We start from the raw sequence: 21,437 nt of genomic DNA, 5'->3' as shown, positions 1-21,437 counted from the left end.
CCGAAGGAAAAGTCCGCAGTCGTCAGTTGTTACCGCGGTCGCTCGGCGGGCCGCCACCGCTTTGGTCGTCGTCGGAGTCGTCGGAGTCATCATCCGAGTCGTCGGTCTCCTCGTCATCCGTGGTCGAAGACTCCGTGTCCTCGGTTTCGGTGTCGTCCGTTTCGGCGTCGTCAGTGTCGTCACCGTTCGGGCCGGCGTCCTCGGGCGGGCCGCGTTCGGTGTCGTCGTTCGGACCGGCGTCTTCAGGCGGACCGCGCTCGGTGTCGTTGTTCGGGCCGACGTCTTCGGGCGGACCACGCTCGGTGTCGTTACCCGGACCTGCGTGAGCCGGCGGACCGGCGTTCGCCGGTGCGTTACCCGGGTTGTTCTCGACGACGAAGTTCGCGACCTGCTGACCGATGGTCATGTTCTCATCGTTCGAGCCGTTGAGCAGGCTGTGAACGAACGCCGAGACCTGCTGACCGAACGCATCGTCCGTCGCGTTGGACGCGTTCTCGTCCGTTGTGTTCAGGTCGTCGTCCGTCTCGTTCAGGTCGTCGTCATCCGTTTCGTTCTCGTCCGCGTCGTCTGTTTCATTCAGGTCGTCGTCGTCCGTCTCGTTCAGGTCGTCGTCGTCCGTCTCATTCTCGTCCGTCTCGTTCTCATCCGGCGTCGGCGTCGGTGTTTCCGTATTGTCCGGCGTCGATGTTTCCGTACCGTCCTGTGCCATCGCTAGCCCCGGTCCCATCACCGACAGGACGAGGACGAGCGACAGTGCAACCGCGACGATTCGTTTCTTGGAGCTCATCTGTATCCCCACCAACACCGGAAAGTCTCATAAATGGAGTATCCTGTTCAGTTCGTTCAGGATTGGTTGTCGGTTGGCTGAGAATAGTTTAGAGACAGCTATACGGTTCATCGAGGCATCTCGTCGTTCAACAACGAAGTTATTCTTCCTGAATAATAGCGTCGACGTGTCGCTGGGCCTCCCGTCGAACGGCACCTTCCTCAAGCGACAGCACCTCACGGTCACGGACGAGTACCTCCCCGCCGACGACGGTGTGTCGCACGTCCGACCCGCGGACCGCGTAGGCGAGATGGCTCACGAGGTCGTGTTCGGGCGTGAGATGCGGCGCCTCAAGGTCGACGACAGCGAGGTCGGCCAGCGCACCCGTCTGGATGCGCCCGGCGTCGAAGCCGAGCAGTTCGGCGCCGCGTTCGGTCGCAGACCGGACCACCGCCTCCGCCGGGACGGCGCTTGCGTCCTCGGCTGCGAGTTTGCCGACCATCGCCGCGTCCCGCAGTTCGTCGAAGACGTCGAGGTCGTTGTTGGAGGCCGGGCCGTCGGTTCCGATACCCACCGTGACGCCCGCATCGAGCAACTCCTGGACGGGGGCGATGCCGCTGGCGAGTTTCATGTTCGAGGCCGGACAGTGGGCGACGCCGACCTCTCGGTCGGCCAGCAACTCGATTTCGGTCTCATCGACGTGGACAGCGTGGGCGATGAAGTCGCCGGACTCCAGCATTCCGAGGTCGTCGGCGAACTCCAGCGGCCGGACGCCGCGTTCGGAAACGATGGGGTCGACCTCGTCTTCGGTCTCGTTTGCGTGGTAGTGGACCGGGACACCCGCCTCGCGTGCGCGGGCGACGTAGGTCTCCAAGAGGTCGGCGTCGACCGTCGTCAGCGAGTGCGGCATCAGCGCCGTTCGAATCCGACCGTCGGCGGCCCCGTCGAGTTCGCGGGCGACGGCCAATCCCTCCTCGAAGTCCGCGCGAGCGTCGGCGTCGTCCTTCCCGACGGTGACGACGCCGTGGCCGAGACGGGCACGGAGACCGGCCTCCTCGACGGCCGCGGCCACCTCCGGGACGTGGAAGTACATGTCCGCGAACGTCGTGACGCCGTTTTTCAGCATCTCGACGAGTCCGAGTCGCGCGCCCGCTCGAACGTCCTCGGCGTCGAAGGCGGCCTCGGTCGGCCAGATGTCCTCCTGGAGCCACGCGTCGAGCGGTTTGTCGTCGGCGTACCCGCGGAGCAGCGTCATGGCGACGTGACAGTGGGTGTTGACGAGTCCCGGAACGACCAGACAGCCCTCGGCGTCCAGCGTCTCCTCGCCGACGGCGGTGTCGCCCACCTCGACGATGCGGCCTGTCTCCCGGTCGGCCAGTACGTCGGCCCGTTCGACGGCCAGGTTGGGGCGGAGAACGCGCCCGCCGGTAATCTGGAGCGTGCTCATACCCGGCGTTGTCGACGCCGGGCGTTGAAACTGCCGAATCCATCGGGCGACGGTCGGTTCTCGCCGGTGAATCGGTGCGTGGGTTTTTACTGGCCGACTCGGAACCCCGAACGATGAACGCCCTCCTCCTGCCCGTCGCTGTGCTGCTTGCGGCCCTCGCGGGGTTGTTCTTCCTCGGTGGGTATCTCTGGTATCGCCACGCCGTCCGACTCCACGCCGAATCGCTGTTTCCCGACGACGCAACTGGCGTCAGGATGCTCCGATACGGCGTCTCGGCAGGTGCAGTCACCTTCGGCGGCTTCCTGCTCGTCTCCGTCCTGTACCTCCTTGCCGGGAGTACCGCCGGTACCGCGACGGGACCGGCGCTCGATGCGGTGCCGTTCGAGACGGTCGCAGTCGGTCTGTTCGCGCTGTCGCTATCGACGTTCTGTGTCGCCGGCGTGGGGTACGCCACCGACGCCATCCGACGGCGCCTCGGCGTCCGATAGGGCAAAGGCCCGTCGCCTGCAACCGGGTGTATGCGCATTGCCGTGCCCAACAAGGGCCGTCTCCACGACCCGGCGCTGAAACTGCTCGAACGCGCCGGGTTACACGTCCAGAACGGTGCCGACAGGAAGCTGTACGCCGACACCGTCGACCCCGACGTGTCGGTGCTTTTCGCCCGCGCCGCCGACATCCCCGAGTACGTCGCCGACGGCGCCGCCGCCCTCGGTATCACTGGTCTCGACCAGACGCGGGAATCGAACGTCGAGTTGGTCGATTTGCTGGATTTGGAGTTCGGTCGCTGTCGACTCGTCCTCGCCTCGCCGGAGGAGGGCGGCGTCTCCTCGCCCGAGGAGTTGACCGGCGGCACCGTCGCCACCGAGTTCCCCAACATCACCGAGGCGTACTTCGAAGAGTTGGGCATCTCGCCCGACATCGTGGAGGTGACGGGTGCGACGGAGTTGACGCCACACGTCGACATCGCCGACGCCATCGTCGACATTACCTCGACGGGAACGACGCTGCGGATGAACCGACTCGAAGTCATCGACGAGGTGCTGTCGTCGTCGGTTCGGCTGTTCGCCAACCCCGACGTTGCCGACGACCCGAAGGTCCAGCAGGTCAAGACGGCGTTCAAATCCGTCCTCGACGCCAACGACAAGCGCTATCTGATGATGAACGTCCCCGAGGACTCCCTCGAAGACGTCGAGGACGTGATTCCGGGAATGGGAGGACCGACGGTGATGGACGTGGCCGGCAGCGACGCCCTCGCCGTCCACGTCGTCGTCGACGAGCGGAAGGTGTTCGAGGTCATCCCGGACCTGAAGGACGCCGGCGCCAGCGACATCCTCGTCACCGAAATCGAGCGGCTGGTCCCCTGAACCCCCCGTTACTGAAACCGCCGTTTTAGCTTACACAAAGCCCTCCCCTGAAAGGGCCCGACCATCACGTATGAACCCGACACGTAGACGAGCGCTTCGAGCGTTCGGTGCCGCCGTCGCGGGGACGGCACTCGCCGGCTGTCTTTCCGATGACGAACCGACGAACGAAGACGGCAACGGCGGCGACAGCGGCGTGAGCGTAGAGGAGGTCACCGCGACGCCAGCCGTCGTGACGCTGAACTCCCCGGATTCGTATGGGACCTACGGTGACCGAAACGAACAACTGATTATCGCGGATATCTCGGTCGAATCGCCCGGCAGCCATCCGGTCTCGTCGTTTTCCGTCGAGGCGGGAGGAAAGCAATATGAGGCCACGACGGACATCTACGGCGGATTCGAACTCGAAACGTTCGACGAACCCTACGAACCGAACTCCGGGAGTTCCCCGACAGCGAGTGCCAGCGCCAGCGAGGACGATGAAGCCAGGCCGTCTTCGGGGTGGATTGCGGCGTACGTCCCGAAACCGCTTGATGCCGACTCGGCGACGCTGACGTGGGACGGCGGCGAACATGCCGTCGGCGATGCCGTCCTCGAACGGCTGAACCGGCCACCTGCTGCGTTCGACGTGACTTTCGAGGCGCCCGACACGGCGACGGTCGGCGAGACGGTGACGGCGACGGTGACCGTCGAGAATACCGCCGATGTCGACGGGACGTTCGTCGGTGCCATAAACCGGGTCGGTCCGCGAATCGCCTACGCACCGGAAGCCGAGGTGCGACTGGACGTTCCCGCGGGCGAAACCGCCGACTGGGAGTTCACCCACAGCCTCGACAGTTCAGAACTCGCCGAGATGGAGAACCCGGCGTCGATGGAACTGCACCTCGTTTGGCGTGGCGGTTCGCCGGTCCGGACAGTCGATATCGAATCCGGATGACGGCCAGCGCCGTCTTCGACGCCGAACACACGGGCGGCCTACGTCAGGAAGATATTCCCGAACGCGAAGGCGAATATCGTGGTGATGGAGAAGTAAAACACCGACAGGAGCACCGCTCCGCGGACGTTCAGTTCGTAGACGTACCGAACGACGGCGACTGCGGTGAGAAACGACAGCGCGACCATCACGGCACCGTTGTACTGGCTGAACAGCATCGCGACGACGACGGGGGCGGGGGCGGCTTTCACGGCGCGCTGGTGCGGTTCGTCGCCGAGAACCCACAGCGCGGCGAGATGTAGCGTTACGGCCGAAAACAGCGTCCCGACGAGGAACGCGACGGCGAGCGCGAGCGGGCCGCCGCCGACGAACTCCACCTGCAGCGGAAGCATACCGGAATTAGGGAGCCGTCACGGGAGTAGTTGCCGCTCTCCGTTAGCCGTCGAGCAGACCGAGCTCTTCGAGCCGGGAGACGATTTTGTCGACTGCCTCGCGGGCGTCGTCGGGCTTCTTGCCGCCGGTGATGACGAGTTTGCCGGAGCCGAACAGCAGCGCGACCACGTCGGGGTCGTCGAGACGGTAGACGAGACCGGGGAACTGCTCGGGTTCGTACTCGATGTTCTCCAGACCGAGACCGATGGCGATGGCGTTGAGATTGAGATTGCGGCCGAGGTCCGCACTTGTGACGATGTTCTGGACGACGATTTCGGGGTCCTCGTCGACCTGAATCTCCAGTTCGCGGAGTTTGTCGAAGACGATACGGAGTGACTCGTGGACGTCGTCGGTCGATTTCGCGCCCGTACAGACGATTTTCCCGGAACGGAAGATGAGTGCCGCGGACTTCGGCTCCTGTGTCCGGTAGACGAGACCGGGGAACTGCTCGGGGTCGTAATCGGCGCCTTCGAGGTCCATGGCGACGCTCTGGAGGTCGAGCTCCTGGCCAATCCCCGTCGAGGCAACGACGTTCTCGATATTGATAGTCTCCTTGGGGTCCTGCATAACTCGACTTAAAACACGTATTTAAGGTTTATAAATGTGGGTGGTCGTTCCTCACGCACCGCACGAGCGACACCCGACCGGGCCGTTTATTTTCCGTCGGTAGCCACCTGCAGACGTGTACCTCCTGGAGTTGGCCGGCGACGACGACGGCTTCGCGGTTCGGGAGGCCGAAAGCCGCTGTTCGGCAGTAGAACTGCTGGCTCCCGGTCTCGCTACCGCACGGGGCGGCGTTCGACCCGAAACGCTGGCCTACACCAGACGAATGTGTCGACTCCTCGGTACGTGTGACCCCACCGTCGACGACGCCGTCGCCCTGCTCGACGCCGCGAGCACCGACCGAACCGGCACCGTCGCCGTTCGCGCCCGCGACGTACGCGGCCTGACCGGCGTCGACACCCAGGCCGTCGAACGACGCCTCGGGTCCGTACTCGTCGACCGTGGATTCGAGGTCGACCTCGACGACCCCGACCATACGCTCGTCGCGTTGTTCTCCGAGACGGCCGCCCTCGGGTGGCTCGAAACCGAGACACCCCGGGATTTCACGGCCCGACAGCCGACCGACAAGCCGTTCTTCCAACCGGGGAGCATGGACCCGATGGACGCCCGCGCGCTCGCCAACATCGCCGGCGCCGGTCCCGATGCCCGCTTGCTCGACCCGATGTGCGGCACCGGCGGCATCCTCGTCGAGGCCGGCCTCGCCGGCGCAGACGTCGTCGGTGTCGACGCCCAACGGAAGATGGTCGAGGGCGCACGGGAGAACCTCGCTCACTACCTCGACTCCTTCGCCGTCGTCCGCGGCGATGCGACGCGTCTGCCGTTTGCCGACGGGGGGTTCGACGGCGCCGTCTTCGACGCTCCTTACGGTCGCCAGTCGAAAATCGAGGGCGTCTCACTGGAATCGCTCGTCGGCGACGCCCTCAAGGAAGTCCGCCGGGTCGCCGACCGCGCCGTCGTCGTCGGTGACCGTCCGTGGGACGACGCCGCCGAAGCCGCCGACTGGACCGTCGAATCGCGGTTCGACCGCCGCGTCCACCGGTCGTTGACGCGGTACGTCCACGTCCTCGTCTGAGCCTCAGGGCGTCAGCCGTGCGGCCGACCGCCACGTCACCGTTCCGTCTTTGACGAGCGCGAACACCATCCGTTTCCGGACGCCGTGAGCCAACCGAACGTCGAGCGCTAAATCCCGCGGCGACAGTTCGGTATCCGCCGGTAACACGCGAACGAGCAACTCAGAGTGACCGAGGTCATCAACCGACTCCACGTCGGCGTAGGTTCGGAAATCCGCACCGAACTTGAAGCCGGTTTTCGGGACGACGCCCCGCCGTCGGAGTTCCCGATACACCGTCAGACGACGGTCGAACCGCTCGCCTTCGACGGCCCGGCCGCGCTCGGTGACCGCCTCGGTGCCGCCAGCAATCGAGAGAACGTCCGTCTCGACCAGATGGGCGGCCTCCAGAAGCGACAACTGGAGCGTGTCGTCGTCGCGACCCATCCGCTGGCCGTAGAAGCCGTGCTCGTAGAGCGGTTCGGGTGGGTCCCAACAGAGCACTCGGTCATCGAGTAGGACCCCCTCGACAGTGTCGTCGAGAGCGAGGTCGCTGGAGCCCGTGACATCGGGAGCGTCGGTTTCGAGATACGTGATTTCGCTTTCCTCGTCGACGACCGCCAAGACGACATCGCCGAGCGCCGTGAGTTCGACGGACGCCCGCTCGCCGACGACGCGAACCCGGTGTTCGACAGAGCCGTCCCACGGCCCGTCCCCGCGTGGGTGAACGACGAAGTCCACCGCCTCGTCGGCGTCGACCCACTCCTCGCGGGCGACCGAGAGATAGAACCCCCGGTCCCGAAGGTCCCGGTAGACGAGGAAGTCGACGACGATGTCGTCGTGTTCGGTGAGGAAGCCGGCGAAGGCCTCGCCGTCGACCGAATCGAGGTCCCCGCGATAGAGGAGGTGGGCAGCCTCGACGCGGGAGAGAGCCACTCCCTCTCCCCGGGGGCGGCCGTAGCCGCGAGAGTCGTAGTAGCGCTCGCGGCCGTTGGCGCCGACTTCGACGACGCCGTCGGTGAGGTGTCCTTCCATCGTGTGAGGGTTGGCGGGTGTGGGCGTATAGCCGCTACGGTCGCCCGGGCGATTCGAGTATCAGGGCGGAGCGCCGCATCCGGAGTCGAGACACCGCTCTCCGCCGGCCGTCTCGAACCGTGGAAGTCCGCAGTCACACCTTCCGGCGACCGTTCCGTCGGGTATCGAGAACCCGGTGTCGCAGTCGGGGTAGTTCTCACAGCCGGCGATGAGTCCGCCACGTCTGAGAACACGGAGGTCACCATCGCAGTTCGGGCAGGTCCACTCCCGGTCGAAGCGCTCGACCACGGCGTCGAGCAGCGACCCACACTCGTAGTCCAGACACAACTCGAAGTCGGCGCCGCGTTGGACTCGAAACAAGGGGAGTCCGCAGTCGCAGGCCGAATCGAGCGTCGACGCGCCCGAGGGAAGCGAGTAACGCTCGGCACAGTCGAGGCAGAGAACGGCCCCACCGGAACGAATCAGTTGGCCGCCGCAGCGACACGTACCGACCGGCGTACCGGCTTCGCTCACCTCGTGTTCGGTCACGGCCACCTCGCCGGCAGCCTCGATGCGAAGCGTCTCCTGACCGTCGGTGGCGACCAGCCACAACGGCTCCCTGGTCAGCGAGAGATCCGCGGGGCGGGTGAGCCACGCGATGGGCTGGTAGCCGTCGGCGTCGTGGACGAGGACGGTGTCGTCGGGCTTGACGACAGTTAGCATGCGTCCGCGCTGGTGACTCTCTCGTGATCCATCGACGTAGACGTTGCAGTCACCGATGATCGTCGTCGTCGGCATACCGGCGGTGGTCACGTTTCGGTATTTCAATGTTGTGTAGGAGTACACCACCACCGGCGGGGCTGGACGGTGGGACATCGTATCTCCGGCACACCGGGTACGTGTCCATCAGCCTGTGTAGTGATCGGTCGGCACGATCGAACCGGGGTTCTGACCGACCGCTCGCTCGGGCACACACCGCTCATCGATGAGCGTCGAGGGCGTCGCGCGTATCGATGTCCGTCCGAACCCCCGGGTCATCGACGGCGACGAGCGCCGCGTCGTCGTAGTTGAGTAGCACCGACCGTCCCCCGACATCGCCCTCGATGGCTCTCAGGGCATCGAAGCACGCCCGGTCGAACAACACCGGATTCCCCCGAGTCCCGTCGGAGGCGGCGGCGAGGGCCTCCCCCGCGCCGGCCCGGTAGGCCGCGAGCAACGCCTCGACCGTCCCCGGGGAGACGAACGGCATATCACCCGGGAGGAAGAGGACGGCGTCGGCATCGCAGGCAGTCGCGGCCTCGACGCCACGAACGACTGAGGTCGACTGGCCGGCCTCGTAGTCCTCGTTCGTCGCAAACGAGACGTCCAAGCCATCGAGGGCCTCCCGAACCGCGGGGGCGTCGTGGCCGAGAACGACGACCACGTCCATCCCGGCGTCGAGGAGGGTCCGCGCGGCACGCCGGACGAGCGGGACGCCCTCGACGGTCGCGAGGAGTTTGTTCGCGTCTCCGAACCGGGAACTCGTGCCGGCCGCGAGTACGACGCCGACGACGCCGGAGGGGTCGGCGTCGGTTCCCGCCGGCGGGTCGACGACCGGTACCCCGTCGGTCATTCGACCACCTCGTGTGGCACCACGTCGACCGGACGGCCGGGAACGAGCGGATCGGTCGTGACCGCGACGCCGTCGGCCAGCGTCAGCCGCGTGCTCGAGGCGACCCGACCGGGGGCGAACCGTACCCCGTACACTGCCTTCGGCGAAGCGGGCCCGCCGAGCGGCTTCGCTCGCCCGTCTTCGAGCGTCACTGGAATCGCGTATTCGAACGGGGCATCGGGAAGTTCGACCCGCCGAGTCGGGTCGGCCCGAACCGTCGGGAGCGGGCCACCGCTGCCGGTGAACGCCGGCCGGACCACGAGCGTCGCGGCAGTGTGAGCCGCCAGCGGTTTGCCGGGAAACGCACAGACGAGCGTGTCTTCGACCACCGCGACGGTCAGCGGCCGCCCGGGGCGGAGTTCGACACCCGAAAACAGCGGGTCGTGGTCGGCGAGCGTCCGACCGACGTAATCGCCGGCGCCGACGCTCGTGCCGCCGGACGTGAACACGGCGTCGTGGTCGGCGGCGGCCGCCTCGATGGCGGTTCGCACCCGCTCGAGGTCGTCGGGGACCGATTCCAGACGGGTCGGGTCGTGGCCCCACTGTCGGACGAGGTTCATCAACATCTCGGAGTCCCTATCCGGCTGTTCGCCGGTGTGTATCTCCGTTCCCGTCGCGAGCACCCCCACCGAGAGGGGGCGAAACACCGTCACGCGCTCGACACCGACATCCGCGAGGAGGGCGGCGTGCCGTGGTGCGAGTCGCGCCCCGGGAGCGAAGAGTTCCTCGCCCGCAGTCGCCGTAGCGCCGGCCAGAAACCGGTTCGCCCCCGACTCCAGGGATGGCCCCGAGAGGCGACCCTCGGTTACCGTCGCGTCCTCCCGAGGGAGGACGGCGTCGGCACGGCCCGGCAGCGGCGCGCCCGTCGCGATGCGAACGGCCTCGCCCCCCTCTATCGCCGGTGCGTCGTCGGCCGGGGCAACGCTGTCGACGATGTCTAGGGGGTAGTCGTCGCCGCTCCGGAAGGCGAACCCGTCCATCGTCGCGAAGTCCGCTGGCGGTACGTCGGCGGGTGCGGTGACGGCCGACGCGACCGTTCGTCCGGCGATGGCGCTTCGCTCCACCGAAACGGCTTCTGTGGCCCGAATATCGTGTCGGTCGCGGAGGCGTGCACTCGCCGTCACACGGGCCACAGTGTCGTCGGATGCCATACCGTATCACGCCGGAGAATCGGCTTATGCTTTCGGTCGCCCGTGTTCCGAATCCGGTTTCACCGACATCTGAAATAACTATTTCCCATTACTTATTTCTGATTTAGGCGATTATTGCAAATGTTTTTGTTCACGTAGTCGTTTGGTAGCATGTAGTGTGGGATACACTAACACGAGGGGCACGAACTTATGGAATTCAGTGGGACGTTCGAACTCGAGGACACGACGGTCGAGGAAGTGTGGCTGGCACTCTCGGACCCCGTCTTGATCGCCGACTCGCTGCCGGGTTGTCAGTACCTGCTGGCGGTCGACGGCGACGTCGATTTCGACGAACTCGGCGAAGAGGCGGAGACGCGGGATCAGGAGCTCTCGGGGGACCCCGAAACCATCGCGGAGCGGGCGTTCCGAGAGGGCCAACAGTACGCCGCGTTGATGCAGGTCAGCGTCGGTCCGGTGAACCCGACCTTCGAGACGGTGGTCACCATCGTAGAGCGGGACCAACCACGGATGCGCGCCGAGGGTGAGGGTAACTCCGGGGACAGCTCCTTCGAGATGTCCTCGGGGATGGAGCTCACCGAGACGGACGGCGGCGTCGAGGTGCAGTGGGAGACCGAGGCGGACGTCTTCGGCAAGGTCGCGGGCGTCGGCCAGCGGGTCATCAACCCCGTCGCGAACCGACTGGTCAAGCGGTTCTTCTCGTCGGTACAGACCACGCTGCACGAACTGACGCTCGCGGAGATGGACGGGAAACCGGCGGGAGAAGAAACGGAAGACACCGGGATCGTCGACCGACTGCTCGGTCGGTCGGGGTCGAACACATCCGATTCAAAATGACAACACACGACATCACACTGACGGTGAACGGCACGGAGCACGACCTCACGGTCGAGGCTCGAACCCTACTCGTCCACGCCCTGCGTGACGAGTTGGGCTATACGGGAACGAACATCGGCTGTGAATCCAGCCTCTGTGGGGCCTGTACGGTCCGTCTGGATGGGGACGCCGTGAAGTCCTGTACGGCACTGGCGGTACAGGCCGACGGCGCGGACATCGAGACGGTCGAAGGGTTGGGCGAGGACGGCGAGTTCCACCCCATCCAAGAGGGGTTCCAGGAGGAGCACGGTCTCCAGTGTGGCTACTGTACGCCCGGCATGATGCTGACCGCCAACGACCTTCTGGAGGACAACCCGAACCCGACCCGCGAGGAGATTCGAGAAGGGTTAGAGGGGAACCTCTGTCGATGTACGGGGTATCAGAACATCGTCAACGCCGTCGAACACGCCGCCGAGGAGATGTCGGGCGGCGCGGTCGCCGATGGCGGGGAGATCGAAGACGGAGGTGACGCCGAATGAGCATCGAGTCGATAGATCCCGACGAGGTTTCCGCGGCCGACATCCTCGGCTCGGCCATCGAGCGCCGGGAGGACCCCGCACTCCTCACGGGCAACGCCGAGTACACCGACGACATCCAACTCCCGAACACGGCACACCTCGCCGTCGTCCGGAGTCGCTACGGCCACGCGCAAATCGACGGCGTCGACACGAGCGACGCCGAGGAGATGCCGGGCGTCATCGGCGTCTACACCCACGACGACCTCCATCGGGAGGACACACCGGGCGGTGGGTCGTTCGAACTCCCGGTCGGCTGGCTGCTGCCGAGTCTCAACAACGTCTCTCACCCCGTCCTCGCGAAGGACAAGGTGCGGTATCAGGGCGACGGCATCGCGGTCGTCGTCGCGGAGAACCGCTATCAGGCACACGACGCCGCCGGTGCGGTCGAGGTCGACTACGAGCGACTCGACGCGACGACGAACCCGAGTGAGGCGCTGGGCGAGGACGCCCCCTCGCTGCACGGCGACGATGCCGAGGGGAACGTCGCCCTCGACTGGGAGATCGGCGACGAGGAGAAGACGGCCGAGGCCTTCGAGTCGGCGAGTCACACCGTGCGTACAGAGCTGTCCAATCAGCTGTTGATCCCGAACGCGATGGAACCGCGGGCGGCCGTCGCCACCTACAACCCCGGCTCCGAGGAGTTGGACGTGTTCATGACCAGCCAGAACCCCCACCTCCACCGGCTGCTCATGGCGGGTGTCATCGGACATCCGGAGCACAAACTCCGAATCAAGGCTCCCGACGTGGGCGGCGGCTTCGGCTCGAAGATCCACCACTACGCGGACGAGGCGCTCGTCGCGTGGTGTTCGAAGCTGCTCGAACGCCCGGTCAAGTGGACCGCCACGCGCTCGGAGACGTACCTCACCGACGCGCCGGGACGGGGCCACGAAACCACCGCGGAACTGGCGATGGACGACGACGGCACCATCGTCGGCCTGCGCGTCGACACCGAGGCGAACCTCGGGGCGTACCTCTCGACGTTCGCTCCCGCGGTGCCGACGTACCTCTATGGGACGCTGCTGTCGGGACAGTACGACATCCCGGCCATCTACGGCCATGTCACGGGCGCGTACACGAACGTACCGCCGGTCGACGCCTACCGCGGTGCGGGCCGTCCCGAGGCGTCGTTCCTCGTCGAGCGACTCGTCCACTTGGGGGCCAAGGAGATGGGGATGGACCCAGCGGAGTTCCGCAGACGTAACTTCGTCCCGGACGACGCCTTCCCCTACGAGACTCAGGTCGCCGTCGTCTACGACAGCGGCGACTACGAGAAACCGCTGGACAAAGCCCTCGAGTTGGTCGACTACGAGTCGTTCCGCGAGCGCCAAGAACAGGCCCGCGCGAAGGGGAAGTACCTCGGTATCGGCTTCTCGTGTTACATCGAGGCCTGCGGGCTCGCGCCCTCGGAACTCGCCGGCCAACTCGGCGCTCAAGCCGGCCTCTGGGAGTCGAGTCTCGTCCGCGTCCACCCCTCCGGCACCGTGACCGCCTTCTGTGGGACCTCGGGCCACGGACAGGGCCACGCGACGACGTACGCACAGATCGTCGCCAACGAACTCGGCGTCCCCTACGACGACGTCGAGGTCGTCGAGGGCGACACCGACGAGATTCCACAGGGAATGGGCACCTACGGCTCCCGCTCGGCGGCGGTCGGCGGGAGTTCCCTCGTCAAGAGCTCCGAGAAGGTCGTCGAGAAGGCCAAGAAGATAGCGGCCCACCAACTCGAAGCCGACCCCGACGACATCGCCTTTGAGGACGGCGAGTTCCACGTCGCGGGCGCGCCGGACCGCGCTATCGGTATCCAGGAGGCCTCCCAACAGGCGTATCTCGCCCACGACATCCCCGACGACATGGAGCCGGGGCTGGAGGCAACCTCGTTCTACGACCCCGATAACTTCGTGTTCCCGTTCGGGACGCACGTCGCGATCGTCGAGGTCGACCCCGAGTCGGGCGAGATCGAGTTCGAGAAGTACGTCGCCGTCGACGACGTCGGCAACCAGATCAACCCGAAGATCGTCGAGGGACAGGTCCACGGCGGCGTCGCCCAAGGCATCGGGCAAGCGCTGTACGAGGGGGCGGAATACGACGACAACGGCACGCTCGTGACCGGGTCGATGCAGGACTACACCGTGCCGAAGGCCGAACACATCCCCGACATGGAGACCGATTCGACGGTAACGCCGAGTCCCCACAATCCACTCGGCGTGAAGGGTGTCGGCGAAGCGGGAACCATCGCCGCACCTCAGGCCGTCGTCAACGCGGTTGCCGACGCGCTGGAACCGTTCGGCGTCGACGGCGTCGAGATGCCCATGACGGCCGAACGCGTCTGGGAAGCCGTCGAGGAGAGCACGGCCGCGGATGGCGGGACCGCGGACCACGGAGGTGATGCGTGATGTTCCCGGACGACCTCGACTACTACGAGGCCTCGACGGTCGAGGAGGCGCTCGAACTCCTCGAGGAACACGCGATGGCCGAGACCGAACTGCTCGCCGGCGGCCACAGCCTGCTGCCGGCGATGAAAAGCGGCCTCTCCAGTCCGGACGTACTCATCGACATCGGCGAGATCGATCCGATGCACGGCGTCAGCGTCGAGGGAGAGACGCTGTCTATCGGTGCGATGACCCGGTACAGCGACCTACTCGACGCCGATGCCGCCCACGAACACGCCCCCGCGTTGACCGAGGCGGTTTCCCACGTCGGCGACACGCAGGTTCGCAACCGCGGCACCGTCGGCGGGAACCTCGCTCACGCCGACCCTGCGTCGGACCTGCCGGGGGCGGCGCTCGCCTCCGACGCCACGCTCGTCGCTGCCGGACCGAACGGCGAGCGGAAGATTCCGGTCGACGAGTTCTTCTTCGGGATGTACGCGACGGCGCTGGACCCCGACGAGTTGCTCGTCCGCATCGAGGTGCCGTCGGCGGCCGATTCGGTCGGCGCCTACGCAAAGAAGGCATCCCCGTCGTCGGGGTATGCGGTGGTTGGTGTCTCGGCACTCCTCGACACCGACGGCGGCACCGTCCGGTCGGCCCGAATCGGGGCCAATGGTGTGCTCGACCACGGCGTCCGACTGGAGGGCGTCGAGGACGAACTAGACGGCGTGACCCTCGACGACGAACGCATCGAGGCGGCCGCGGCGCGAGCGAGCGAGGGACTGGACACCGACCTTCTGATGGACGACCTTCAGGCGTCGGCCGAGTTCCGCGAGCATCTGCTGGAGGTGTACACGAAGCGCGCACTCGAGAAGACGAGCGAGCGAGTCGGCACGCTCGCCGCCGCCGACTGAGATGGCAGACCCCGGTCCGCAGCCGTGGGCATCGGCGGGCCGGGGGTCATCTTCACCACATCAATGACACCCAATGACTGAGAGACGGCCGACGACGTTCGCCGACGTCTCCGCCGAGCGACTGCGCGAGGTGTTCGACGAACAGGCGTACGTGGCCGACGACGACATCGTGACGACCGTCCTGTTGGCGTTTCGGCTGGGAAAGCCCCTGCTGGTCGAGGGCGAACCCGGCGCCGGCAAGACCGAACTGGCGAAGGTGCTGGCATCGGGCTTCGGGACGGAGTTGGTCCGGCTCCAGTGTTACGAGGGGTTGACCGCCGAGAACGCCCTCTACGAGTGGAACTACACGAAACAGCTGCTCGCGGTCCAGTCCGGCGACGAAGGATCGGTGTTCTCCGAGGAGTACCTCCTCGAGCGGCCGCTGTTGAGAGCGCTCCGTGGCGGCGGCCCCTCGAAGGTGCTCCTCGTGGACGAGGTCGACCGCGCCGACGAGGAGTTCGAGGCGCTGCTGTTGGAGCTGCTCAGCGAGTTCCAGGTGACGATACCGGAATTCGGCAGCGTTCGGGCGGAGACACCGCCGGTCGTGATCGTCACCTCGAACCGGACGCGGGCGCTCAGCGATGCGCTGAAGCGACGCTGTCTGTACCTCCACGTCAGCCCGCCCTCGGCCCAAAAAGAGCGGGCAATCCTCGAACGGCGGGTGCCGGAACTCGACGGTGCGGTCGCCGCGGAACTGTGTCGCGTCACCCAGCGACTGCGCGAGGAACCACTCCGGAAGCCGCCCGGCGCCGCCGAGACCATCGACTGGGCACGGGCGGTCGCGGCGCTTCGAAGCGACGGCGGAAACGGCGAGGAACCGTTGTCCGCGTCGGAACTCCGGACGACGCTCGGCTGTCTGCTGAAGGAGGTCGAGGACATCGAGCGTGTCGACGACGAGTTCCTCAAAGTACTACTCGACGCCGCCGGAAACGCCGGCGAGGAGGCCGAGTCGTGAGCAACGTGCCCGACTTCGTCACGGCGCGGGACCACGTCAGAGACGAACTGGTCAGGTTCCTTCGGGCCTTGCGCGGGGCGGGAGTCTCGGTTCCGGCGAACGCTGCTCCCTCCGCGGCGCGGGCGCTCGTCGAGGTGGGATTCGACGACGAGGCGGAGGCCCGCGCCGCGCTCCGTGCGACCGTGGTGTCCGACGCCGACGACATCGCGACCTTCGACCGGCAGTTCCCCGAGTTCTGGCGGCGGCTCAGGGCGGGTATCGACGGCGAACCGGCGCCGCGACGGGACGACACACCGGAGGGGACGCTCGCTCCCCTGGCCGACGACACGGCGGAGGACTCGCCGGGCGGGGACGGGGACGCGGAGACGGACAGCGATGCCGACGATGGCGGCGATGCCGCCGACGTGACGACGCCGCTCGGAGCCGTTGTCGCGGCGACGAGCGACGACGATGAAGAGCGGACGGCGATAGAGGCGGCGTGGTACAGTCCGGCGGGTGCGGCATCGAGCGTCGCATCTACGCCGGTCGGTGAGCCGTCGCTGTCGGCGGCGTTCGACGCCTTCGGCGACGCGCTGGCGACGCTGAAGGGTCGGCGCTGGCGCTCCGAGGGCGACGAACGGGCCGACGCTCGCAAGGCCCTCCGGTCGAGTTTCGCCACCGGCGGCACCGTCGTCTCGGTGCCGCGACGGAGCCGCCCTGAGACGGCGTATCGAGCGCTGTGGCTGGTCGACGTGAGCCGGTCGGTCCTCGACACCGTCGATCGCTCGTTCCTGCTCGGCGTCCTCCGCTGTGGGCGCGTCGAGTGGCGCGACAGCCGCGTGGTGTTCTTCGACGAGGCACACCGCGAAGTGTCGGCGGCGTTCGACCGACCGACCGCGGCCGCGGCGCTCGAGGCGCTCACGGCAGCCGAAACGGAGTGGGGCGGTGGAACACGAATCGGCGCGTCACTCGCCGGACTCCGGGAAGACGACCCCGATGCGGTCGACGGACGGACGTTCGTCTTCGTCGTCAGCGACGGCTTGGAGATGGGCGATGTCGACCGCCTCGAACGCGAGATGGCGTGGCTGTCACGCAACGCGGCGAGCGTGCTGTGGCTCAATCCGTTGGCGTCGTCGCCGGAGTACGAACCGACGGCGGCGGGGATGGCCACGGCGCACCCGTTCGTCGACGGGTTGTTCGCGTTCAGCGGTCCCGACGACCTCGAAGAGATGGGCCGACAACTCCGACGACACGGCCCCGGCGGACGCATCGGCTACGAGTACGACCCCAGACGGGGGACGAGTTACCAATGAGCACGACATCCAACGAGTGGAGCGTTCCGGAGACCGAACTGTTCGCGCGGATACGAGACACCCTCGAAGCGGGGGAGGACGCCGTGTTGGCGACCGTTGTCGACATCGAGGGGAGCGCCTACCGCCGGCCGGGGGCGAAGATGCTGCTCGACCCCGAGGGCGGCGGCGCTGGCAGTATCACCGCCGGCTGTCTGGAAGACGAGGTTCGAACGCTCGCCGCGGACGTACTCGCGGCCGGCGAACCGCGCATCGAAACGTGGGACCTCACCGGCGACGACGACGTTTGGGGGATGGGCGTCGGCTGTAACGGAGTCATCACGGTCCTCCTCGAACCCCTTGGAGAGAGCTTTCGGCCGGTCGTGGCGGCCCGCGAGAGCGGCGAGAACGTGGGTGTCGTCACGGTTCTCGATGGGGATCTCCCACTCGGAACGCGTGGCGTGTACCGTTCGGATTCGGGGTTCACGGGGGAGTCGCTTCCTGAATCGCTTCGGGCGGCACTTGACGGCACCGTCGAGCAGTTCCTCGCGGAGGGGACGAGCGACACCCTCCGTATCGAGTACGCGGACGGCGCCGTCGAGGTGTTCGTCGACGCCGTCCGTGCCCCGCCGGAACTCGTCGTCTTCGGCTCCGGCCACGACGTTCGCCCGGTGGTCGAGTTGGCGAAACGCGTCGACTTCCGGGTGACCGTCGTCGCGTTCCGGGGCGGCCAAGCGGACGACGACCGGTTCGAACGGGCCGACAGCGTCGTCTCGGCGTCGCCGAGGGACGTGGAGAACCTCCGGGAGTGGGACGACGACAGCTACGCTGTCGTGATGACACACAACTTCGTCGACGACCGACTCACGCTGGCCGAACTGCTCGACACGCCCATCCCCTATATCGGTTTGATGGGACCGGACGAACGGTTCGAGGAGATACTCGAGGCGTGCGACGAGGAGGGAACCACGGTTTCGGAGGCCGACCGTAAGCGCATCTTCACCCCAATCGGATTGAATTTAGGCGGCGATACGCCCTATCAGATAGCGTTCAGCATCGTCTCGGAGTTGCTCGCCGTCTCGAACGACCGGACGCCACAGCACCTCAACCGCCAATCGGGGCCGATACACGACCGGCCGGAGACACCAACGGAGTAGTATGGCCCGAAGTGACGACCCCGGAAGTGGCGATTCGACGCCGGACGGGGCGGGACGGATGCTCGCACGCACGTGGGTCATCGCGGCGAACTACCGGAGTCCGGCGGATTACGACATCCCGACTGCGCCGATGTTTCGAGGGGAGAGACGGGCCGACGGAACGCTCGTTCTGTACGGACCGGACGGCGACGAAAAACTGCTCTCGGCAAGCGAGTCGGCGACGGTACGACGTTGAATGACGAGCCGGTGACGATGAAGTTCGGCTCTATTCAGCCGTCGTTTTAGGACAGTTCGTCAGCGCCGTGGTTACTAGTGGTTCTCTATCTTAGTCGGGCTTGACAACGACGAGAACGTGACCGCGCTGTCGGGTCTCTCGGCGGCCGTCGACGTAGACGTTGCAGTCTCCGGCGATGGTGGTCGTCGGCATACGGGCGGTGGTCCCGGCATCCCACTTGAAGGCTCGGGCGATTAAACTGACCGCACATCGACGCCGGAAACCTCAGGTGTCGAGAGGCGAATCCGAACGTATGAACGAGTACGGCGCCTACCGGGCCGCCTTCGAGGGGCGGGAGCTGCCGACGGCCTTCGTCGACCGCGCGGCGCTGGCTGCGAACATCGCGCTGACGGTCGACCGAGCGGACGGTCTCCCGGTTCGCGTCGCCTCGAAGTCCGTGCGGTGTCGGGCGGCACTGGAGCGGATCCTCTCCGAGGACGGCTTCGAAGGCGTGATGTGTTACACCGGCCGCGAGGCGGTCGACCTCGCGGACGCGGGATTCGACGATTTGCTCGTCGCCTACCCCGTTGTCGACGATGCCGAACTCCGGACAGTCGCCGAACGCATCGCCGACGGCGCCGACATCACGCTGATGGTCGATTCGCCGGAACACGTCGAACGAATCGCGAACGCCGCCCAGAAAGCGGGTGCCGACGTACCGGTGTGTCTCGACCTCGATTGCTCGACGGAACATTTCGGCGTGTACTTCGGCGTCCGCCGGTCACCGATTCGGACGGTCGAGGATGCCCGCACCGTCGCCGAAACCGTCACCGAAGCCCCGGGCGTCCATCTCACGGGACTGATGGGCTATGAGGCCCAAATCGCCGGCCTACCGGACCGAAATCCCGCCAACGGGGCCATCGAAAACGCCGCGATGCGCCTGCTCAAGGAGCGCTCGAAGCCCGTCGTCCGCGAGCGTCGACAGTCCATCGCCGCGTCGCTGGACGGCGAATACGGTCTCGATTTCGTCAACGGTGGTGGGACGGGAAGCGTCGAGTTCACCCGCGAGGACCCACACGTGACGGAGGTGACCGTCGGGTCGGGCTTCTTCGCGCCGCGACAGTTCGATTGGTACGACCACCTCGACTACGAACCGGCCGCCGGCTACGCCGTCGAGGTGACCCGCAAACCGACCGACGGCATCTACACGTGCCGCGGCGGCGGCTACGTCGCCTCCGGCCCGGTCGGTCCCGACAAGGCTCCCGTCCCGTGGCTCCCCGAGGGGGCCGAACTGCTGGACAACGAGGGTGCCGGCGAGGTCCAGACGCCGGTCCGCTACGACGGGGACCTCGCGCTCGGCGACCCGATCGTGATGCGACACGGGAAGGCGGGCGAGTTGTGCCGGTTCTTCGAGGAGTTGGCGGTCGTCGACGGCGAGGAAGTCGTCGACACCTGGAGTACGTACCGAGGTGATGGCCGATGTTACATCTGACAGATGGCGTCTGGGAGAATTGGTCGGGAAGCGTCAGCGCACGCCCGACACACGTCCACTACCCCGAAACCGAGAGTGAACTCCGAACTGTCGTCGAAAACGCCGGGGAGACACTTCGGGTCGCCGGTGCGGGTCACTCCTTCCCGCCGGTCGCGAAATCCGAGGCGACGTTCGTCTCACTTGAGCGCTACACTGGCCTCGTCGACGCCGACCCCGAGGCCCGGCAGGTAACCGTCCGCGCGGGGACGCCGCTGTGGCAGTTGACCGAGGCGCTGTCGGAGTACGGCCTCATGCTGGAGAACATGGGCGACATCGACGCCCAATCGATAGCCGGCGCGCTGTCGACGGGCACCCACGGCACAGGCACCGACTTCGGCGTGATGGCGACGCAGGCCGCCGGACTACGGTTGATTACCGCCGACGGAAGCGTCCTCGACCTCGGACGCGGCGACGACCGCTTCCCCCACGCACAGGTGTCACTCGGCGCACTTGGGGTCCTCAGTACCGTCACCCTCGACGTGGTCGACGGCTACCGCCTCCGCGAGCGGAAACGACCGGTCGACATCGAGGACGTACTCGCGAACCTCGAGGACTACCGCGAGTTCCGCAACTTCGAGTTCTGGTGGTTCCCCCACACCGACACGGCGCTGGTGAAGACGCTCGAAGAGACCGACGAGACGGGCGAACCCGGCCGTCTCGACGCCATCGAGGAGCGCATCGAGAACCTCGCGTGGGAAGGCATCAACCGCGTCGGAAGACGGCTACCACGGGCCGCACCATCTCTGAACCGCATCACTACGGGGACGTTCGCCGACTCCGAGCGGGTCGGCCCGGCCAAAGACATCTACCCGACGACCCGCGACGTGCGGTTCAACGAGACCGAGTACGGCGTTCCCCGTGAGGACGCCGCCGAAGTCCTCCGGGAACTCCGCGATGTCGTCGAGTCTCACGACGTGCTGTTTCCGGTCGAGTTCCGCGACGTGGCCAGCGATTCGATACCGCTGTCGCCGGCGACCGGCCGCGATTCGACGTTCATCGCGGTCCACGCCTACCATCGCCGGCCCTACGAATCGCTCGTCGCCGACGCCGAATCCGTCTTCGACCGCTTCGAGGGCCGCCCCCACTGGGGGAAACACCACACCAAGACGGCCGCCGACCTCACGTCGCTGTACCCCGAGTGGGAGTCGTTCCTCGACGTGCGTGCGGAGTTGGACCGAGAGGGGTTGTTCCTGAACGACCACCTCCACGAAATCTTCGGCGTTTGACCCCT

At 66.5% G+C, this 21,437-nt stretch carries 22 protein-coding genes; 14 read left to right on the top strand and 8 right to left on the bottom strand.

Annotated features, from left to right (window positions below):
• Nucleotides 1–22: 22 nt before the first annotated feature.
• Both NMP98_RS13190 and NMP98_RS13185 read right to left on the bottom strand, forming a co-directional pair.
• Nucleotides 23–787, bottom strand: a complete 765-nt coding sequence (locus tag NMP98_RS13190; protein ID WP_254858271.1) for a hypothetical protein — start codon at nucleotides 785–787, stop codon at nucleotides 23–25.
• Between the two features lie 139 nt (nucleotides 788–926).
• The gene (locus NMP98_RS13185) at nucleotides 927–2,213 is read right to left on the bottom strand and encodes an amidohydrolase (RefSeq protein ID WP_254858269.1); all 1,287 of its coding nucleotides are present in this window, start codon (nucleotides 2,211–2,213) and stop codon (nucleotides 927–929) included.
• Nucleotides 2,214–2,326: 113 nt separating this feature from the next.
• Here NMP98_RS13185 and NMP98_RS13180 point away from each other — a divergent pair, with 113 nt between their 5' ends.
• The 3 genes from NMP98_RS13180 (at nucleotide 2,327) to NMP98_RS13170 (ending at nucleotide 4,511) form a co-directional block, all read left to right on the top strand.
• A complete protein-coding gene (locus NMP98_RS13180) occupies nucleotides 2,327–2,701 on the top strand; it encodes a hypothetical protein (protein ID WP_254858267.1) in 375 nt (124 codons plus the stop codon).
• Between the two features lie 30 nt (nucleotides 2,702–2,731).
• Entirely contained in the window at nucleotides 2,732–3,577 is an 846-nt protein-coding gene (gene hisG, locus NMP98_RS13175) for an ATP phosphoribosyltransferase (RefSeq protein WP_254858264.1), read from the top strand.
• 70 nt (nucleotides 3,578–3,647) lie between these two features.
• Complete coding sequence (locus tag NMP98_RS13170; RefSeq protein WP_254858262.1) at nucleotides 3,648–4,511, top strand: hypothetical protein; 864 nt, start codon at nucleotides 3,648–3,650, stop codon at nucleotides 4,509–4,511.
• Nucleotides 4,512–4,549: 38 nt separating this feature from the next.
• On the opposite strand, the gene NMP98_RS13165 is transcribed toward NMP98_RS13170, so the two are convergent.
• On the bottom strand, nucleotides 4,550–4,900 hold the full coding sequence (locus tag NMP98_RS13165) for a DUF7473 family protein (protein ID WP_254858261.1): 351 nt from the start codon (nucleotides 4,898–4,900) through the stop codon (nucleotides 4,550–4,552).
• A 43-nt stretch (nucleotides 4,901–4,943) separates the two neighbouring features.
• A complete protein-coding gene (locus NMP98_RS13160) occupies nucleotides 4,944–5,507 on the bottom strand; it encodes a TATA-box-binding protein (protein WP_178915536.1) in 564 nt (187 codons plus the stop codon).
• 124 nt (nucleotides 5,508–5,631) lie between these two features.
• Between NMP98_RS13160 and NMP98_RS13155 the strand changes: the two genes are divergently transcribed.
• The gene (locus NMP98_RS13155; RefSeq protein ID WP_367997272.1) at nucleotides 5,632–6,576 is read left to right on the top strand and encodes a methyltransferase domain-containing protein; all 945 of its coding nucleotides are present in this window, start codon (nucleotides 5,632–5,634) and stop codon (nucleotides 6,574–6,576) included.
• A 3-nt stretch (nucleotides 6,577–6,579) separates the two neighbouring features.
• Here the strand turns inward: NMP98_RS13155 and endA are convergent, their stop codons facing one another.
• The 4 genes from endA to NMP98_RS13135 all read right to left on the bottom strand — a co-directional run bounded on the left by endA (nucleotide 6,580) and on the right by NMP98_RS13135 (nucleotide 10,368).
• On the bottom strand, nucleotides 6,580–7,587 hold the full coding sequence (gene endA, locus NMP98_RS13150; protein ID WP_254858257.1) for a tRNA-intron lyase: 1,008 nt from the start codon (nucleotides 7,585–7,587) through the stop codon (nucleotides 6,580–6,582).
• A gap of 60 nt (nucleotides 7,588–7,647) precedes the next feature.
• Nucleotides 7,648–8,364, bottom strand: coding sequence for an endonuclease NucS domain-containing protein (locus NMP98_RS13145; protein ID WP_254858255.1), 717 nt, complete (start codon nucleotides 8,362–8,364; stop codon nucleotides 7,648–7,650).
• A 181-nt stretch (nucleotides 8,365–8,545) separates the two neighbouring features.
• Nucleotides 8,546–9,178 carry a nucleotidyltransferase family protein gene (locus NMP98_RS13140; protein WP_254858253.1) on the bottom strand — a complete coding sequence of 211 codons (633 nt, stop codon included), beginning with the start codon at nucleotides 9,176–9,178 and terminating at the stop codon, nucleotides 8,546–8,548.
• Entirely contained in the window at nucleotides 9,175–10,368 is a 1,194-nt protein-coding gene (locus NMP98_RS13135) for a molybdopterin molybdotransferase MoeA (protein WP_254858252.1), read from the bottom strand. Before NMP98_RS13135 ends, NMP98_RS13140 begins: the two co-directional genes overlap by 4 nt.
• A gap of 189 nt (nucleotides 10,369–10,557) precedes the next feature.
• Between NMP98_RS13135 and NMP98_RS13130 the strand changes: the two genes are divergently transcribed.
• The 10 genes from NMP98_RS13130 to NMP98_RS13085 all read left to right on the top strand — a co-directional run bounded on the left by NMP98_RS13130 (nucleotide 10,558) and on the right by NMP98_RS13085 (nucleotide 21,432).
• Nucleotides 10,558–11,202 (top strand): SRPBCC family protein, encoded by a 645-nt coding sequence (locus tag NMP98_RS13130; protein ID WP_254858250.1) that lies wholly within the window; start codon nucleotides 10,558–10,560, stop codon nucleotides 11,200–11,202.
• The gene (locus tag NMP98_RS13125; RefSeq protein ID WP_254858248.1) at nucleotides 11,199–11,720 is read left to right on the top strand and encodes a (2Fe-2S)-binding protein; all 522 of its coding nucleotides are present in this window, start codon (nucleotides 11,199–11,201) and stop codon (nucleotides 11,718–11,720) included. The genes NMP98_RS13130 and NMP98_RS13125 overlap by 4 nt, the downstream gene beginning before the upstream one ends.
• Nucleotides 11,717–14,152, top strand: a complete 2,436-nt coding sequence (locus NMP98_RS13120; protein ID WP_254858246.1) for a xanthine dehydrogenase family protein molybdopterin-binding subunit — start codon at nucleotides 11,717–11,719, stop codon at nucleotides 14,150–14,152. Before NMP98_RS13125 ends, NMP98_RS13120 begins: the two co-directional genes overlap by 4 nt.
• Nucleotides 14,152–15,042: an FAD binding domain-containing protein gene (locus NMP98_RS13115; protein WP_254858244.1), complete on the top strand. Its 891-nt coding sequence runs from the start codon at nucleotides 14,152–14,154 to the stop codon at nucleotides 15,040–15,042. The genes NMP98_RS13120 and NMP98_RS13115 overlap by 1 nt, the downstream gene beginning before the upstream one ends.
• A 73-nt stretch (nucleotides 15,043–15,115) precedes the next feature.
• Entirely contained in the window at nucleotides 15,116–16,036 is a 921-nt protein-coding gene (locus tag NMP98_RS13110; RefSeq protein WP_254858242.1) for an AAA family ATPase, read from the top strand.
• Nucleotides 16,033–17,328 (top strand): VWA domain-containing protein, encoded by a 1,296-nt coding sequence (locus NMP98_RS13105; RefSeq protein ID WP_254858241.1) that lies wholly within the window; start codon nucleotides 16,033–16,035, stop codon nucleotides 17,326–17,328. The genes NMP98_RS13110 and NMP98_RS13105 overlap by 4 nt, the downstream gene beginning before the upstream one ends.
• Nucleotides 17,325–18,461 carry an XdhC family protein gene (locus NMP98_RS13100; RefSeq protein ID WP_254858239.1) on the top strand — a complete coding sequence of 379 codons (1,137 nt, stop codon included), beginning with the start codon at nucleotides 17,325–17,327 and terminating at the stop codon, nucleotides 18,459–18,461. The genes NMP98_RS13105 and NMP98_RS13100 overlap by 4 nt, the downstream gene beginning before the upstream one ends.
• Before the next feature lies 1 nt (nucleotide 18,462).
• Complete coding sequence (locus tag NMP98_RS13095) at nucleotides 18,463–18,696, top strand: hypothetical protein (RefSeq protein ID WP_254858237.1); 234 nt, start codon at nucleotides 18,463–18,465, stop codon at nucleotides 18,694–18,696.
• A gap of 292 nt (nucleotides 18,697–18,988) precedes the next feature.
• Nucleotides 18,989–20,167 carry an alanine racemase gene (locus NMP98_RS13090; RefSeq protein WP_254858236.1) on the top strand — a complete coding sequence of 393 codons (1,179 nt, stop codon included), beginning with the start codon at nucleotides 18,989–18,991 and terminating at the stop codon, nucleotides 20,165–20,167.
• Nucleotides 20,155–21,432, top strand: coding sequence for a D-arabinono-1,4-lactone oxidase (locus NMP98_RS13085; protein WP_254858234.1), 1,278 nt, complete (start codon nucleotides 20,155–20,157; stop codon nucleotides 21,430–21,432). The genes NMP98_RS13090 and NMP98_RS13085 overlap by 13 nt, the downstream gene beginning before the upstream one ends.
• The last annotated feature ends 5 nt before the right edge of the window (nucleotides 21,433–21,437 follow it).

The sequence above is a fragment of the Natronomonas gomsonensis genome (genome assembly GCF_024300825.1).
GTDB classification, from domain to species: domain Archaea; phylum Halobacteriota; class Halobacteria; order Halobacteriales; family Haloarculaceae; genus Natronomonas; species Natronomonas gomsonensis.
This window is presented reverse-complemented; position numbering and strand designations above follow the sequence as displayed.